Source organism: Agromyces sp. NPDC058110, from assembly GCF_042884735.1.
In the GTDB taxonomy this organism is placed as follows: Bacteria; Actinomycetota; Actinomycetes; order Actinomycetales; family Microbacteriaceae; genus Agromyces.
This window is the reverse complement of record NZ_JBHVTI010000003.1, coordinates 13,271-27,608: the sequence shown is the minus strand read 5'-3', so window position 1 is coordinate 27,608 and position 14,338 is coordinate 13,271. Positions and strand designations below refer to the sequence as shown.

Genomic DNA, 14,338 nt, shown 5'->3' with positions numbered 1-14,338 from the left:
CATGCTCGACGTGCGACGCCTGCGGCTGCTCGTCGAACTGAGCCAGCGCGGCACGCTCTCGGCCGTCGCCGAGGCCCTGTCGTACAGCCCCTCGTCGGTGTCGCAGCAGCTCAGCCTGCTCGAGCGCGAGGCCGGGGTTCCCCTGCTCGTGCAGGTCGGCCGACGCGTGCAGCTCACCGCGCAGGCCGAGCTGCTCGTGGGCCACGCCCGCGCCGTGCTCGACCGGCTCGAGGAGGCCGAAGCGGATGTCGCGCGGTCGCTGACCGACGTCGGCGGCACGGTGCGCATCGCCGTGTTCCAGTCGGCGGCGCACGCCATGGTGCCCCAGGCGCTCACGCTGCTGCGGGCCGAGCACCCGAACCTCCGCGTCGAGGTCACCGAGCGCGAGCCGGAGGCGGGGCTCTTCGAGGTCGCCGCCCGCGACTTCGACCTCGTCATCGCCGAGCAGTACCCCGCGCACACGCGCGCGCACCGCGACGAGCTCGACCGGGTGCGGCTCGCCGGCGACGCGATCCGACTCGCGCTGCCTCCGCACCCGACCCGTCTCATGCCGCGCGGCGACCCCGACCCGTCGCGCATGCTCGCCGCCGCGATCGGCATGCCGTGGGTGCTCGAGCCCCGCGGCACGGCGTCGCGCGAGTGGGCGGAGCAGCTCTGCCGCGACGCCGGGTTCGAGCCCGACGTGCGGTTCGAGTCGGCCGACCTCATGGCGCACATCCGGCTCATCCGCACGGGCAACGCCGTCGGCCTGCTGCCCGACCTCGTGTGGGCCGGCGAGGCGCCGAGCGTCGCACTCGTCGACCTGCCGGGGCATCCGCAGCGCGAGATCTTCACCTCGACCCGGCTCGCGGCCGCCGCACGCCCCGCGGTCGTCGCCTGCCGCGACGCCCTCGCGCGCGCCGCCGCCGCGACGGTCGTGCCCGACGGCGACGGTCGGGCCTAGGGGCTCCCGCGGCGGTGATGCTGGCGTACCCGCGCCCCGACCGGCTAGCCTGCGTGCATGAACGCACATCGGGGGATGGCGATGGCGGCGGTCGCGGCGGCGACCCTGCTGCTGCTGACGGGATGCCTGGGCGAAGAGGGCGATGATCGAGGCGGATCGGTCGACCCGGTCGGCACCTGGGGCGACACGTCGGACATGAGCGCTCCGTCGCTCGTGCTCGCCGACGGCGGCGGGCTGACCGGCACCGACGGCTGCAACCGGCTCACCGGCACGTGGACGGTCGACGAGTCCGACCACGTCGAGTTCCACGAGGTCGCGCAGACCAGGAAGGCGTGCGAGGGCGTCGACACGTGGCTCGAGGGCCTGAGCCAGGCGACCATCGCCGACGACACGATGACCGTGATCGACCAGGACGGCTCCGAGATCGGCACGCTCGAGAAGGCCGACTGAGCGGGCCGTTCGCCCTCTGTCGCGTCGCACGCCCCGGCCCGCCCGGCCCGGCACCACGACGCCCGGCCCCGTGCTCGGAGGTCAGGCCTGCTCGTGCATCCAGGGCGTGTAGCTGACTCCCACGAGCAGCCCCTCGGGGCTCATCAGGCGCGAGGTCGTCTGCCCCCACGGCTCGTCGTGCGCGCCGACGAGGATCTCGTGGCCCGCGGCACGCAGCTCCTCGACCGCCTCGGCGACGGCGGCCGGTGATGCCACGTCGAACTCGACCCAGGCCTGCGGCACCGGTCGGTCGGCGGGCCATTCGGTCGCGCCGAAGGTCGCCTCGGCCGCCTGGGTCAGGGGCCAGATGGCGAACGCCTTGGCACCCTCGACGTCTTCGGTGTGGAAGTACCCCGGCGAGTTCTCGTGGAACGGGATGCGGAGGGCCCCCGCCCAGAAGTCGTGCGAAGCGGAGTCGGCCGTGCCGATCGGCCCGAACCCGGCGATGAAGGCGATGTCCATGCGCCCATGCAACGCCCGCCCACCGACATCCGCAATCGAAACCGCTCCAGCACTGCGACCCGGCTCAGGGTTCGACCACTGCTGCCGCCGCGAACCGCCCGGCCTGCTCGGCGATGAAGGCCTGCACCTCGGGCGACCCCTCGACGCGGTACTCGATGCCCCGCGGCATCCACATGAGCGCCATCACGAGGTTCTCGACCTGATCCGCCTCGAGCGGCCAGGCGCAGTGCCCGTCGTCGATCGCGACGACGTCGCGGCCCCACCAGCCGAGGTGCGCGACGAGCTCGTCGCGCGGCACGGCCGCCACGATGCGCATCGACACCGTGCGCTCGCGCCAGCGCAGTGCCCGTTCGACGCGCTCGCGCGCCTCGTCGTCGGTCATCGGTCGCGGCTCGAAGTTCACGCGCGTCTGGAAGGGATCGCTGATGCGGTCGAGGCGGAACGTGCGCCAGTCGTCGCGGTCGCGGTCGAACGCGAGCAGGTACCAGCGGCGGGCGACGGGCACGAGCCGGTGCGGCTCGACCGAGCGCGCAGACGACCCGCCCGTGGCATCCGTGTACCTGAAGCGCAGCCGCTCGGAGTCGCGGCAGGCGAGCGCGAGCAGGCCGAGCAGCTCGGAGTCGACCTCGGGCGAGGGGCGACCGGCACCGCCACCGGCACCGCCGCCCGCGCCGACCGCCCGGCCGCCGCCGATGCCCGCCCCGACCGCGGCGTGGGACTGCAGCGCCTCGATCCGCCGTCGGAGCGCGGCGGGCAGCACCTGCTCGATCTTGGCCAGCGCGCTGAGCGTCGTGTGCTCGGCGCCGCGCAGCCCCGCGGTCGCCTGCGAGCGCAGCCCGACGGCGATCGCCACGCCCTCGTCGTCGGTGAGCAGCAACGGGGGCAGGCCGGTGCCGGCTTCGAGCCGGTATCCGCCCGCGCTCCCCCGCAGCGACTCGATGCCGTACCCGAGCTCGCGCAACCGCTCGACGTCGCGACGCAGGGTGCGTTCGCTCACGTCGAGCCGGTCGACGAGCTCGCGGGCGGTCCAGTGCCGGTGGCTCTGCAGCAGCGACAGCAGTTCGAGGGTTCTCGTGGTGGTGGCGGCCATGTTCTGAATTCTCCTCCGAAACCGGACAGAAGTTGACCGGATCGCCGAGGAGAGTGCAGGTATGACGAACCAGCCGAACTCCTCGAACCAGATGATCACCGCCACAGGCCTCACGAAGACGTTCCGCTCCAAGGGGCAGGTCGTCGAGGCCGTCCGCCCCCTCGACCTGTCGGTCGGCGAGGGCGAGCTCGTCGCGTTCCTCGGCCCGAACGGCGCCGGGAAGTCGACGACGCTCCGCATGCTCACGACGCTGCTGCCCCCGACCGCGGGCGAGGCGATCGTCGCCGGCTGCGACATCCGAACGGATGCCGCGGGCGTGCGCCGTCGCATCGGCTACGTCGGGCAGGGCAACTCGGGCGGCCACACGCAGCGCGTGCGCGACGAGCTGCACGCGCAGGGCGCGTTCTACGGCATGGGCCGGCGCGAGACCCGCGCACGGACCGACGAGCTCATCGAGTCGCTCGAGCTCGGCCAGGTCGCGGCCCGCACGGTGCAGCAGCTCTCGGGCGGGCAGAAGCGCCGGCTCGACATCGCGCTCGGCCTCATCCACCGCCCCGAGCTGCTGTTCCTCGACGAGCCGTCGACCGGCCTCGACCCGCACAGCCGGGCCAACCTGTGGGAGCACATCGTCGACCTGCGCCGCTCGACCGGCACGACGATCTTCCTCACGACGCACTACCTCGACGAGGCCGACCAGCTCGCCGAGCGGGTCATGGTCATGGACCACGGCACGGTCATCGCCGACGACACGGCGGCCGCGCTCAAGTCCTCGCTCGCGGGCGACCGCGTGACGCTGACGTTCGGTTCGACGACGGATGCCGCGGCAGCCGCCCGGCGCATCGACGGCTCGGTCGAGCCGGGCGACCCGCACGTGGTGGCCGTCACCGCGCAGGCCGGCGACCGCGCGCTGCCGACCTGGATCCGCGAGCTCGACGACGCCGGACTCGACGTCGTCGCCGCGACCCACCGACAGCCGACCCTCGACGACGTGTTCCTCGCGCTCACCGGCCGGAGCCTCCGTGAGGAGGCCGCGCACGCCGAGCCCGACGCCGACACCGACACCGACGCCGCGGATGCCCGCGAGGCCGAGCCCGCCGCATCCGTCGCCGCCTGATCAACGCTCCGCTCCTGAAAGGACCACTCCGATGACCACCACCGCACCCACCGCCCGCCCCACGGGATTCATCCGCGACACCGCCGCCGTCTACGTGCGCGAGACCCGCCCGCTCGTGCGCGACCCGTTCAGCGTGATCTTCTCGCTCGTGCAGCCGCTCGTGTTCCTCGGCCTGTTCGGCCCGCTGCTCGTCGGCGCCTCGGGCGGCGACGTCGCCGGCACGCTGCAGTGGTTCGTGCCGGGCATCCTCGTGATGGTCGCACTGTTCGGCACCGCGTCGACCGGCGCGAACCTGCTGTTCGAGATGCAGACCGGATCGCACGAGCGCACGCTCGTCGCCCCGCTGTCGCGCAGTGCACTCCTCGTCGGCCGCGCGTTGAAGGAGGTCGTGCCGCTCGTCATCCAGGGCACGATCGTCGTGCTCGTCGCGGTGCCGTTCGGCTTCAGCGTCGACGTGCCAGGGCTCGTCGCCGGCCTCGGCGTGCTCGCGATCTTCGGCATCGGCTTCGGCGCCCTCAGCTACGCGCTCGCGCTCGCGTGCCGCAACCGCGACTGGATGTTCTGGATGGTGCACCAGACGCTGCTGTTCCCGCTCATGATCCTGTCGGGCATGCTGCTTCCCCTCGACGACGGCCCCGCGTGGATGCAGGTCGCCGCCGCCGTGAACCCGCTCAGCTACCTCGTCGACGCCGAGCGCGCGCTGCTCGCGGGCGACTTCGCCGACCCGAACGTGCTCGGCGGGCTGATCGCGGCCGTCGTCACGTGCGCGATCGGCGTGTTCGTGGGCGTGCGGTCGATGCGCCGGGCGCGCTGACCCGGCCGGCGGGTCGCCCGACGGCGTCGGGCATGACCGAGGGGCGAGCGGATGCCGCATCCGCTCGCCCTTCGTCGGGTCTCGCGGCGGACCTACTCCATGGGCGTCGCCCAGCTCGGCGCGACGATCTTCGCCCCGCCGAACATCGGGTACTCGACGAGCGCGCACTGGTCGGCGAGCTGCGCCCACGGGCGGTTCAGTCCGAACGTGCCGTACTCCCGCACCTGCGAGACGCGGTCGAGGTCGAGCACGGCGAACACGACCTCCTCGCCCTCGGACGCGTGCTGGAGGATCGTGCCCTCGGGGTCGACGAGCACGCTCTCGCCGACCCCCGATGGCGCCGAGCCGTTGAGGTTGACGACGAAGACCTGGTTCGCGAACGCGTTCGCCCTCGCCATGACCACCTCCATCTCGCGGTCGCGCGTGGTGGTCAGCGTGGGCTGGATGATCACCTCGGCGCCGAGCCAGGCGAGCTGGCGGGCGACCTCGGGAAAGCTGCCGTCGAAGCAGATCGCGAGTCCGATGCGGCCGACCCCCGGGATCTCGAAGGTCGTGAAGTCGCGCCCCGGCGTGAGTTCCTCGTAGGGACGCCACGGGAACAGCTTGCGGTAGCGCGCGACGACCTCGCCCTCAGGCGAGATCGCGACGGCCGTGTTGTACAGGCGGTCGTCGTCACCGCGCTCGACGAGCGAGCCGGGCACGAGCCAGACGCCGAGTTCGCGCGCGAGCGCGCCGAGCCGATCGGTCAGCGGGCCGGGGATCGCGGTGGCGGCCCGTTCGTCGAACCCGGGGTCGTCGGCGAGCAGCGGTCCGGGCGCGGCGAGCAGCAGCTCCGGAACGACGACGAGGTCGACGTGCGGTCGGAGCTCGAAGACCTTGCGCACCTGGGCCTCGAACCGAGACCAGGTGGCGGCGAGGTCGAAGGCGACGGGCGAGGTCTGGATGGCGGCGATGGACAGGGTTCGCATGATCAGCGCACCTCTCGGTCGTTCTGGGCGGTGAGGGATGCCGCGGCGGGCACGGTCTCGACGGAGTCGGCGATCACGAAGCCGTCGTCCGACACGGTGCCGACCGGGATCGTGCGGCGGCCGAAGAACTCGGGGAACGCCGGACGGACGGCGAGCGTCACGACGACGCCGAGCACCAGGGCGCCGACGCCGATCCAGAACACCGTGCCGACGCCGAGGATCGACTCACCCACGTACTCGGGCCGCGCCATGTCGAGCGCACTCGCGACGAACGCGACGAGCATGAGCAGCGCGCCGAGCGCGGGAAGGATGCCGGCGATGACGAGCTGCTTCGGGTTGCGACGCAGGTCGGGCGCGAAGTAGACGACGGCCGCGATCGCGGTGACCGCGTAGTACGCCGCGACCATGAGTCCGATCGCGAGGATCGCGAGCCCGATGAATTCGGCCGAGATCAGCGTCAGCAGCACGATCGTGACCGCGCTGATGCCCGCCCACCACCAGGTGGCGGTGCTCGGCGTGCGGTGCCGGGGGTGCACGCGGGTGATCGCCGCCGGAAGCGCTCGGTAGGTCGCCATGCTCAGCCACGAGCGCGGGGTGCTGACCGCGACCGTGAACAGGGCGGCGAGCGCGGAGAGCCCGATCGCGACGGTGATGACGCGCCCGAACACCTCGCCCGTGGCGTGCGGGCCCAGCACCGACAACACGTCGTCGATCGCGCCGTCGGCGGTGATGAGGTCGACGCCGCCGTATCCGAGGGCCGCGACGGACGCGCCGCAGTACAGCACGAGCAGGATGACGGTCGAGACGACGACGGCGCGGCCGGGCGTCTTCGATCGGTCGGTGGTCTCCTCGTTGACGGCGATGAGGGCGTCCCAGCCCCAGTAGATGAACAGGCAGAGGATGACGCCCGCGACGAGGCCGGCCGGATCGTCGAGCGCGAACGGGTTGAACCATCCGAGGTTCGGCGCTTCACCGGTCGAGGGCGCGGTGCCGGCGGCCATCGCCCCGAACGCGCCGACGCAGAACCCGCCGATCGCGATGATCTGGAGGGCGATGAGCGCGTACTGCACCCACGCTGCGAGCTCGATGCCGCGCACCGCCACGGCGGCGCTGAGGGCGATCAGCCCGACGGCGATCGAGACCACCGCGACCGGGTTCTCGGCGACGGCATCGAGGCCGACCGCGGCGAGGAGGTAGACCGTGGCCACCTGGGCGAGCGCGGCGGTCGCGATGAACGTGGCGACCTGCGGCACCCAGCCGCCGAAGAACCAGCCGGCGACGGGGCCGAGTGCTCGCGAGATCCAGACGAAGACGCCGCCGCAGTCGGGCATGGCACGGTTCAGGTCGCGGAAGGCGAGAGCCGTGAAGAGGATCGGCACGAAGCCGAGCAGGAAGGCCGCGGGCGTGTGCACGCCGACCGCGCCGACCACGTAGCCGAGCGTGACGGCGAGGCTGTAGGCGGGCGCGACGGCGGCGAGGCCGAGCGCGACGATGCGACCGAGGCCGATCGCGTTCGGGCGCAGGCCCTTGTCTGGAGCATCGGCGGCCGCCGTGCGGGCGGTCTCTGCCGGGGTCTGGATCATCGGTCTCCTTCGACGCGAGTCATTGTTTGAATGCCGTTCATTATTTGAATGGCATTCAAACTTAACGATCCCGGAGTGTCAAGGGTTTTCTGCACGGCATTCAGATTTCGGCGAGTGGCGCTCGTCCAACTCGCACCGCTGCGGCAGAATGGGCGGATGCCCCGCCCCAACCGCCGCGCCGAGCGCCGGCTCGCGATCCTCGAGGCGGCGCGCGACGTCGCCGTGCGCGAGGGCGCCGAAGGCACCACGCTGCGGGCCGTCGCCACGGCGACCGGCATGGAACCCTCCGCGGTGCTCTACTACTTCGACGGACTCGGCGACCTCGTCCGCGAACTCGTCTACTCGGCGAGCGACCGCTTCATCGAGACGATCCACTCGGCCGTGGCCGGGGCGGCCGACCCCGTCGGCCGACTCGTCGCGGCCATCGAGGCCGGCTCCACCGGGGGCCTCGCCGGCGACGAGTCCCGCATCCTCTACGAGTTCTGGTCGCTCGGGTTGCGCGACCCCCTGCTCAACGACGCCGACCACGCGCTCGATCGACGCCAGGTCGCGATCTACCGCGAGATCCTCGACGACGGGGTCGCCACTGGAGCGTTCCGTCCGCGCCTCGACGTCGGCGGCGTGGCCTGGGCGCTCGTCGCACTCGAAGACGGCCTCGTCATGGACATCCTCGCCGGCACGAAGTCGCGCGACGAGGTCACCGCGCTGATCCGTTCGGTCGCCTCGTCGATGCTCGACGCAGATCTCGGCTGACCCCGGCGCAGGACGAAGGGCGAGCGGATGCGGCATCCGCCCGCCCTCGTCGGTTCGCGCCGTGGGCTACGGCCGACCGGCGGGTTCGGGTTCGGGTTCGGGTTCGGGTTCAGCCTCCGGTTCGCGGTCCGACTCGGGCGCCGGCTCGCGCTGCGGCTCGGACGACGAAGTGGACGCGCCCGCGACACCACCGTCCGTCGCCTCGCGCTCGCGCAGCGCCCGGTCGACGGCCTCCTGCACGCGGGCATCCTCGCGGACCTTGCGCTGGGCCCGACGACGACGGGCGAGCCGCACCCAGACGACGATCGCCGCGGCGACCAGCAGCACGAGCAGGAGCAGCGTCCACGGCACGGCAGCGGTCGAGGAGGACTCGACCACCGTCGTCGGGGCGGGTGACGTGTCGGTCGGCGACACCGGGTCGAGGGTCACGGCGGCCGTGAGCACGAAGGCCGGGACGACGCCCTCGACCTGCACCTCGACGGGCCAGGTCTCGCCCGGGAGGAGCTCGGGGACCTCGGCGACGCCTGCCGCGGCCACCGGCAGCATGCCGAACGGCCCGGTCAGCGCGACGTCCTGGGTCGCCGCGAGCCGGGTGTTGCCCGAGTTCCGCACCGTGTAGGTCACGGTCGCGGCACCGGTGCCGAACGGATTCGGGGTGCCGGCGTAGTCGACGTGCAGGTCGTCGATTGCGAGCGCCGGCGCGAGTTCCCCGCCGACGCGCAGGTGGATCCGGATGCCCAGCCGCCGGTCGACGGTCAGCCCACTGTCGACCTCGGGGTCGGCCAGCGCGGTCAGGATGCCACCGGCGTGATCGCCGGGGGTCGCGTTCGGCGGGACCGTGATCGTGAACGGCACCTCGACGGCCTCGCCCGGCTGCACGGTCACGCGGTCGACCGCGGGAACCGCCCATGCGCCGAGTTCGCGCGGCCGGACGTCGCGCGTCGCGACGTCGAGCAACCCGTCGGCGGTCGTGAAGGCGTCGGCGGCGTAGACGTCGAGCTCGATCGGCACGACGTCGTGGTTCGCGATGATGAGCGCGTCTTCGACGGTCTCGCCGGCGTCGACGGCGTACGCGTAGTTCTCGCGACCATCGCCCCACGAGGTGTCGGCGGTCCGCACGCCCCACGTGACCTCCGGGCCATCGGCCTCCTCGGCAGAGGCAGGTGCGGTCGGCGCGGCGAGTGCCGCGGCGAGCGCCGCGGCCACTCCGGCCGCGAGCACGGCGGCTCGGGCGGCGCCGCGAGGGCGAGGCGAACGGATGTCGGTGGCTGGCGCGGTGCGCATGATGGTGCTCCTCGTCGTCGAGGGTGGAACGGGGGCTAACCGGGGCGAGCGCCGCACACGCGCTCGCCCCGGCCGGGGTGGTCCGGGCCGGTCGAAGTCCGGCCCGGACCGATCAACCGCGCGCGATCAGCCGAGACCGGTGATCGTGAGGGTGGCGCGGTAGGTGCCGTCGGTCGCGGCGACCGGGATCCTCAGGTCGAGGTCGGCCCCGAGCTTGGCCGAACCGCGCTCGTGACCGGCCGGCGCGCTGCCGAGGGTCGACGCATCGGCGAGGCCGTTGCCGCTCACGAAGCCCGACTGCACTGCCGCGCCTGCCACGGCACCGCCGCCGGCCTCGACGACCTTCGGCGCCCATCCGAGGAACTTACCCCCGAACGAGCCGGCCGGCGACTCGAAGTCGCCCACCTGAGCCGAGACCGACCAGGGGGTCGAGCCCCGACGCGTGTCGGTGACCCGCACGGGGTTGATCGAGCCCGCGGCCGCGAAGTGGTCGCCGTTCTCGACGGCCGTGCCGAGATCGACGATGTCGTTCGTGCCGTCGATGCTCCACACGAACTCGCCGGGCGCGCCCTCGGGCACGGTCACCTGCAGGTTCTGCGCGTTCGGGTCGGTGGCCGACTCGTAGACCGCGAGGAACTTCGAGATGCCGCCGCCGGCGCCCTGGGCCGCGTCGCCCTGGTCGTTGACGATGTGCTTGATGCCGCCCGTGCCGTTGAGCTTGACCGAGACGGCCGACTCGACGCGCACGCCCGGACGCTGCGGCACCTGGACTCCGCTCTCGACGAAGATGTCCTGGCTCTGGTTGTACTGGTTGTCGAAGAACGAGTACACGCCGAGACCCTGCGCGAGGTGGTGCCGCACCTGGTCGCCGACCCGGTACGCCGCGTAGCCGAGGCGGTTGCCGTCCTTGTAGGCGCCCTGGGTCGGCGGGTCGTACGGGATCTCGCTCTGGAAGAAGATCGTGCGGCCGCGTTCGCCGTTCCAGATGACCTGGTTCTTCTGGTAGTGCTCGACGAAGAGGCCGAGCGCCGTGACGTCGTCGCCGTTCACGACGACGCCGTGGTCGCCGACGTTCGACGTCCAGCCGACGCCCTCGCCATGGTCTGCGCGCCAGGCCCAGATGTGGTCGAGCAGCGTGTCGGGGCTGTTGACCTCGATGCTCGTCGTCGCCTTGCCGGCCCACGGTCCGCCGACGCGGATGAACACGTCGCTGAGCGTCGTCGGGTCGGCGGGGTCCGACGCGCTCGCGCCGTCGGGGCCGACCTTCACGAGCACGTCGGAGAGCACCTCGCCGGCATCGACCGTGAGGCCGGCGATCTTGACGCCGGAGACGTCGCCGACCTCGATCGCCGCGTTGCCCGCGGTGGGTACGAGCGAGGCGTAGCCGAGGCCCAGCACCACGGTGCCGGCGTCCTCGACCTGGAGCGGTGCGTCGAGGTAGTACACGCCGGGCGTGATGAGCAGGTGCTTGCCCGCGGCGAGCGCGGCGTTCAGCTGCGCGGCCGTGGCGCCCTCGTGCGCGATGAAGAAGTCGTCGATCGAGATCGACTCCCCGGCAGAGGCATCCGTCGACCAGTCGACGCCGCTCGTGTCCTGCTTCGCCTTCGGCACGAACACCTTGTAGTCGTCGCCGTCGAGGTAGAGGAAGGGCGACTCGCGGTTGATCGGCGTGTCGCCGACGTTCGTCTTGTTGCCGTTGCCGCCGCCGGGCTGGGGACCGAAGTCGGTCGCCGGCGCACCCTCGACGCCCGAGAACACCATGTTCCAGACGCCGCCGTTCCAGGTGCCGACGCTCGAGTCGCGCGTGAACCACTGCTGCTGCGAGCCGCTCAGGATCTCACCGGAGACCTTCGAGTTCGCGAGGTAGCCGCCCGACGCGTATTCGCCGACGCGGCCCATCAGCGTGAGGTCGCCCTCGATGTTGATGCGTCGCAGCGGAGCCGCCTGCGAGACGGCGAAGCGCATCTGGTGCGCGTTCGTGATGCCGCTCGGGAACGGCCGGTCGGCGTCGATGCCGACCGGGCGCTGGATGGGGTTGAACGTGAGGTTCGACATCGAACGCCAGAACCGAGTGAGCGAACCGGGCTGCTGGCAGTCCCACGGGTTCGCCTCGCACTGGCGCACGGGCTCGACGTGGATCGCGCCGTTGATGCGGACGTCCTCGGGCGAGGCGCCGAGCCCGGCGACGGCCTGGTAGTAGCCGAGCTCGGAGTTCACGATGCCGGTCGCGGTGGCCGGGTTGTCCTGCCCTGCGGCCGAGCCGTACGTGCCTGGCTTGAAGAAGAACTGGTGCCGGTTCAGGCTGAACTCGGCCTCGGTCGAGGCCGCCATGAGCGCTGCGCTGATCTGGTCGGCGGTCCAGGTCTCGTCGAAGATCGTCACGTTGGGCCCGAAGTCGGGCTCTGCCGCATACGCGGGCGCGGCGCCGAGCGCACTGCCGGCGATAGCCAGTGCGGCGATGGCCGCCCCTGCGCCGAGGCGTCGGCCGGTGCGAGTGGGCGGGTGATCCGCCCGGGTGCGTTGCATCACAAGGTTCTCCTTTGAACGTCGGCCGGCGGCAGATCGCGCCGCCGTGGTGCCGGATCAGTGCGAGGTGGTGCACGGCCGACGCCATCCTCGGCGCGGTCGCGACGTCAGCATATGGGAGGACTTACTGACTTGTCAGTAATTTCTTTCCCGGATGTCCTCGTGCGACGGCCGACTACGCTCGGGTGATGGCCCTCCCCCAGCCCGCAGCCGCCCGCACCGACCACGACGTCGTCATCGTCGGCGGCGGACACAACGGCCTCACCGCCGCCGCCTACCTCGCCCGCGCCGGACGCAGCGTGCTGCTCCTCGAACGCGACGACCACCTCGGCGGCGCCGCCGTCTCGGCGCAGGCGTTCGACGGCGTCGACGCGCGCCTCTCGCGCTACTCGTACCTCGTGAGCCTGCTGCCGCAACGCATCATCGACGACCTCGGCCTCGACATCCGGCTCGTGCGCCGACGCTACTCGTCGTACACGCCCGACCCCCGCGACCCCTCGCGCGGCCTGCTGGTCGACGCCGACGCCTCGCCCGAGGCATCCGCAGCGGCCTTCGCGCGAGTGGATGCCGCGGCCGATGCCGACGCCTGGACCGCGTTCTCCGACGACACCGTGCGCGTCGCCGAGTCGCTCTTCCCGACGCTCACCGAACCGCTGCCGACGCGCGACGAGGCGCGGGCGCTCCTGGGCGACGACCGGCTCTGGCGCGAGTTCGTCGAACGCCCGCTCGGCGAGGTCGTCGACACGCGGTTCTCGAGCGACCTCGTGCGCGGCGTCGTCGCGACCGACGGCCTCATCGGCACGTTCACCGACCTCGACGACGAGTCGCTCGACGCGAACCGGTGCTTCCTGTACCACGTGATCGGCGGCGGCACCGGCGACTGGGACGTGCCCGTCGGCGGCATGGGCGCCGTGACCGGCGAGCTCGCCCGGGCCGCCCGCGAGGCGGGCGCGACGCTCGTCACCGACGCCGAGGTGATCTCGGTCGACCCTCGCGGCGACGTGGTCTACCTGCACGACGGGGTCGAGCACGCCGCGACCGCGGGCACCGTGCTCGCGAACGTCGCCCCGGCCGTGCTCGCACGCCTGCTCGACACCGCCGCCGACGCGGCGGCAGCGGAGGCCGCGTTCGAGGCGGCGCTCGAGACCTCGGCGATCGCACCGGCCGTGCAGTCGCCGTTCGTGCCCGACCTGCGCGTGGGCCTGCCGCCGGTCGTGCGGGAGCGCCTGCGCCACCTGGCCGAGCCCGAGGGCGCCCAGGTCAAGGTCAACCTGCTGCTCACACGCCTGCCGAGGCTCCGCGACACCACGGTCGCGCCCGAGGCGGCGTTCGCGGGCACGTTCCACATCAACGAGCTCGAGTCGCAGCTCGACGCCGCCTTCCGCACGGCCGCGCGCGGCGAGGTGCCGTCGCCGCTGCCGTGCGAGATCTACTGCCACACGCTGAGCGACCCGTCGATCCTCGCGCCCGAGCTCGTCGAGGCCGGCTGGCAGACCCTCACGGTCTTCGGCCTGCACGTGCCGCACCGGCTCGTCGAGCGGCTCGGCAACGACCGCCTGCGCGAGCGACTGCGCGACGAGGTGCTCGCCTCGCTCGACTCGGTGCTCGCCGAGCCGATCGCCGATGTCATCGCGACGGATGCCGCGGGCGAGCCGTGCATCGAGGTGAAGACCACGCTCGACCTCGAGCACGCGCTCGCGATGCCGGGCGGCAACATCTTCCACGGGCCGCTGTCGTGGCCGTGGGCGGAGCCGGGCGCCTCGCTCGCGACGCCCGCGGAGCGCTGGGGCGTCGCGACGCGGCATCCGCGCGTGCTGCTCTGCGGTTCGGGCGCGGTGCGCGGCGGCGCGGTGAGCGGCATCGGCGGGCACAACGCCGCGATGGCGGTGCTCGAAGCATCCGGCGCCTGAGCGGCCGCGCGCGGGATTCAGCCGAAGAACACCCAGCCGAGCCCCACGAGCAGCGCGAACACGCCGAGCACGATGCTCGGAACGGCGGGCTCGCGGCGCTTGACGTGCAGGGCGGTGCCGACGGCCATGGTGAGCGCGAGCGCGAACGCGGCGACGGGCGTCAGCCAGGGCAGGATGCCGGTCGCGGCGGGCAGGATCAGGCCGAGGGCGCCGAGGAACTCGAGGATGCCGACCGCGCGGGCCTGGCCGTCGGAGAGGTCCTCCATGTAGGCCATCTTGTCGACGAGCTTCTCGCGCGGGGTCAGGCTCTTCACGGTGCCGGCGGCGAGGAAGACGAGGGCCAGCAGGCCGGTGGCGATCCAGAGGGCGATGATCATGTCAGGTTCTCCAAAGTAAGTCGGT

At 72.4% G+C, this 14,338-nt stretch carries 13 protein-coding genes; 6 read left to right on the top strand and 7 right to left on the bottom strand.

The window, feature by feature from the left end; genetic code table 11:
- Position 1 precedes the first annotated feature (1 nt).
- Both ACFVS8_RS07750 and ACFVS8_RS07745 read left to right on the top strand, forming a co-directional pair.
- Positions 2–943, top strand: coding sequence for a LysR family transcriptional regulator (locus ACFVS8_RS07750; protein ID WP_387059868.1), 942 nt, complete (start codon positions 2–4; stop codon positions 941–943).
- 57 nt (positions 944–1,000) lie between these two features.
- Positions 1,001–1,393 carry an META domain-containing protein gene (locus tag ACFVS8_RS07745; protein ID WP_387059865.1) on the top strand — a complete coding sequence of 131 codons (393 nt, stop codon included), beginning with the start codon at positions 1,001–1,003 and terminating at the stop codon, positions 1,391–1,393.
- A gap of 81 nt (positions 1,394–1,474) precedes the next feature.
- Here ACFVS8_RS07745 and ACFVS8_RS07740 read toward each other — a convergent pair whose 3' ends face one another.
- Complete coding sequence (locus ACFVS8_RS07740; protein ID WP_387059862.1) at positions 1,475–1,894, bottom strand: glyoxalase; 420 nt, start codon at positions 1,892–1,894, stop codon at positions 1,475–1,477.
- Between the two features lie 64 nt (positions 1,895–1,958).
- Positions 1,959–2,984, bottom strand: coding sequence for a helix-turn-helix transcriptional regulator (locus tag ACFVS8_RS07735; protein ID WP_387059859.1), 1,026 nt, complete (start codon positions 2,982–2,984; stop codon positions 1,959–1,961).
- A gap of 61 nt (positions 2,985–3,045) precedes the next feature.
- Between ACFVS8_RS07735 and ACFVS8_RS07730 the strand changes: the two genes are divergently transcribed.
- Both ACFVS8_RS07730 and ACFVS8_RS07725 read left to right on the top strand, forming a co-directional pair.
- A complete protein-coding gene (locus ACFVS8_RS07730) occupies positions 3,046–4,098 on the top strand; it encodes an ABC transporter ATP-binding protein (protein WP_387059856.1) in 1,053 nt (350 codons plus the stop codon).
- A 31-nt stretch (positions 4,099–4,129) separates the two neighbouring features.
- Positions 4,130–4,912 carry an ABC transporter permease gene (locus ACFVS8_RS07725; RefSeq protein WP_387059853.1) on the top strand — a complete coding sequence of 261 codons (783 nt, stop codon included), beginning with the start codon at positions 4,130–4,132 and terminating at the stop codon, positions 4,910–4,912.
- A gap of 92 nt (positions 4,913–5,004) precedes the next feature.
- Here ACFVS8_RS07725 and ACFVS8_RS07720 read toward each other — a convergent pair whose 3' ends face one another.
- Complete coding sequence (locus tag ACFVS8_RS07720) at positions 5,005–5,880, bottom strand: carbon-nitrogen hydrolase family protein (RefSeq protein WP_387059850.1); 876 nt, start codon at positions 5,878–5,880, stop codon at positions 5,005–5,007.
- A 2-nt stretch (positions 5,881–5,882) separates the two neighbouring features.
- Entirely contained in the window at positions 5,883–7,463 is a 1,581-nt protein-coding gene (locus tag ACFVS8_RS07715) for an APC family permease (protein ID WP_387059847.1), read from the bottom strand.
- A gap of 156 nt (positions 7,464–7,619) precedes the next feature.
- Between ACFVS8_RS07715 and ACFVS8_RS07710 the strand changes: the two genes are divergently transcribed.
- Complete coding sequence (locus ACFVS8_RS07710) at positions 7,620–8,216, top strand: TetR/AcrR family transcriptional regulator (protein ID WP_387059845.1); 597 nt, start codon at positions 7,620–7,622, stop codon at positions 8,214–8,216.
- A gap of 66 nt (positions 8,217–8,282) precedes the next feature.
- On the opposite strand, the gene ACFVS8_RS07705 is transcribed toward ACFVS8_RS07710, so the two are convergent.
- Together ACFVS8_RS07705 and ACFVS8_RS07700 are read right to left on the bottom strand one after the other, a co-directional pair.
- A complete protein-coding gene (locus ACFVS8_RS07705; protein WP_387059843.1) occupies positions 8,283–9,500 on the bottom strand; it encodes a DUF916 domain-containing protein in 1,218 nt (405 codons plus the stop codon).
- Between the two features lie 126 nt (positions 9,501–9,626).
- Positions 9,627–12,026, bottom strand: coding sequence for an adenylyl cyclase (locus tag ACFVS8_RS07700; protein ID WP_387059840.1), 2,400 nt, complete (start codon positions 12,024–12,026; stop codon positions 9,627–9,629).
- A 188-nt stretch (positions 12,027–12,214) separates the two neighbouring features.
- Between ACFVS8_RS07700 and ACFVS8_RS07695 the strand changes: the two genes are divergently transcribed.
- On the top strand, positions 12,215–13,936 hold the full coding sequence (locus ACFVS8_RS07695) for a phytoene desaturase family protein (protein WP_387059838.1): 1,722 nt from the start codon (positions 12,215–12,217) through the stop codon (positions 13,934–13,936).
- A 17-nt stretch (positions 13,937–13,953) separates the two neighbouring features.
- Here the strand turns inward: ACFVS8_RS07695 and ACFVS8_RS07690 are convergent, their stop codons facing one another.
- Positions 13,954–14,313 (bottom strand): DoxX family protein, encoded by a 360-nt coding sequence (locus ACFVS8_RS07690; protein ID WP_387059835.1) that lies wholly within the window; start codon positions 14,311–14,313, stop codon positions 13,954–13,956.
- Positions 14,314–14,338: the final 25 nt, after the last annotated feature.

Excerpts from the sequence above, each read along its gene's own strand:
- ACFVS8_RS07750 (WP_387059868.1), top strand. The coding sequence starts at position 2 with ATGCTCGACGTGCGACGCCTGCGGCTGCTCGTCGAACTGAGCCAGCGC.
- ACFVS8_RS07745 (WP_387059865.1), top strand. The coding sequence starts at position 1,001 with ATGAACGCACATCGGGGGATGGCGATGGCGGCGGTCGCGGCGGCGACC.
- ACFVS8_RS07740 (WP_387059862.1), bottom strand. The coding sequence starts at position 1,894 with ATGGACATCGCCTTCATCGCCGGGTTCGGGCCGATCGGCACGGCCGAC.
- ACFVS8_RS07735 (WP_387059859.1), bottom strand. The coding sequence starts at position 2,984 with ATGGCCGCCACCACCACGAGAACCCTCGAACTGCTGTCGCTGCTGCAG.
- ACFVS8_RS07730 (WP_387059856.1), top strand. The coding sequence starts at position 3,046 with ATGACGAACCAGCCGAACTCCTCGAACCAGATGATCACCGCCACAGGC.
- ACFVS8_RS07725 (WP_387059853.1), top strand. The coding sequence starts at position 4,130 with ATGACCACCACCGCACCCACCGCCCGCCCCACGGGATTCATCCGCGAC.
- ACFVS8_RS07720 (WP_387059850.1), bottom strand. The coding sequence starts at position 5,880 with ATGCGAACCCTGTCCATCGCCGCCATCCAGACCTCGCCCGTCGCCTTC.
- ACFVS8_RS07715 (WP_387059847.1), bottom strand. The coding sequence starts at position 7,463 with ATGATCCAGACCCCGGCAGAGACCGCCCGCACGGCGGCCGCCGATGCT.
- ACFVS8_RS07710 (WP_387059845.1), top strand. The coding sequence starts at position 7,620 with ATGCCCCGCCCCAACCGCCGCGCCGAGCGCCGGCTCGCGATCCTCGAG.
- ACFVS8_RS07705 (WP_387059843.1), bottom strand. The coding sequence starts at position 9,500 with ATGCGCACCGCGCCAGCCACCGACATCCGTTCGCCTCGCCCTCGCGGC.
- ACFVS8_RS07700 (WP_387059840.1), bottom strand. The coding sequence starts at position 12,026 with ATGCAACGCACCCGGGCGGATCACCCGCCCACTCGCACCGGCCGACGC.
- ACFVS8_RS07695 (WP_387059838.1), top strand. The coding sequence starts at position 12,215 with ATGGCCCTCCCCCAGCCCGCAGCCGCCCGCACCGACCACGACGTCGTC.
- ACFVS8_RS07690 (WP_387059835.1), bottom strand. The coding sequence starts at position 14,313 with ATGATCATCGCCCTCTGGATCGCCACCGGCCTGCTGGCCCTCGTCTTC.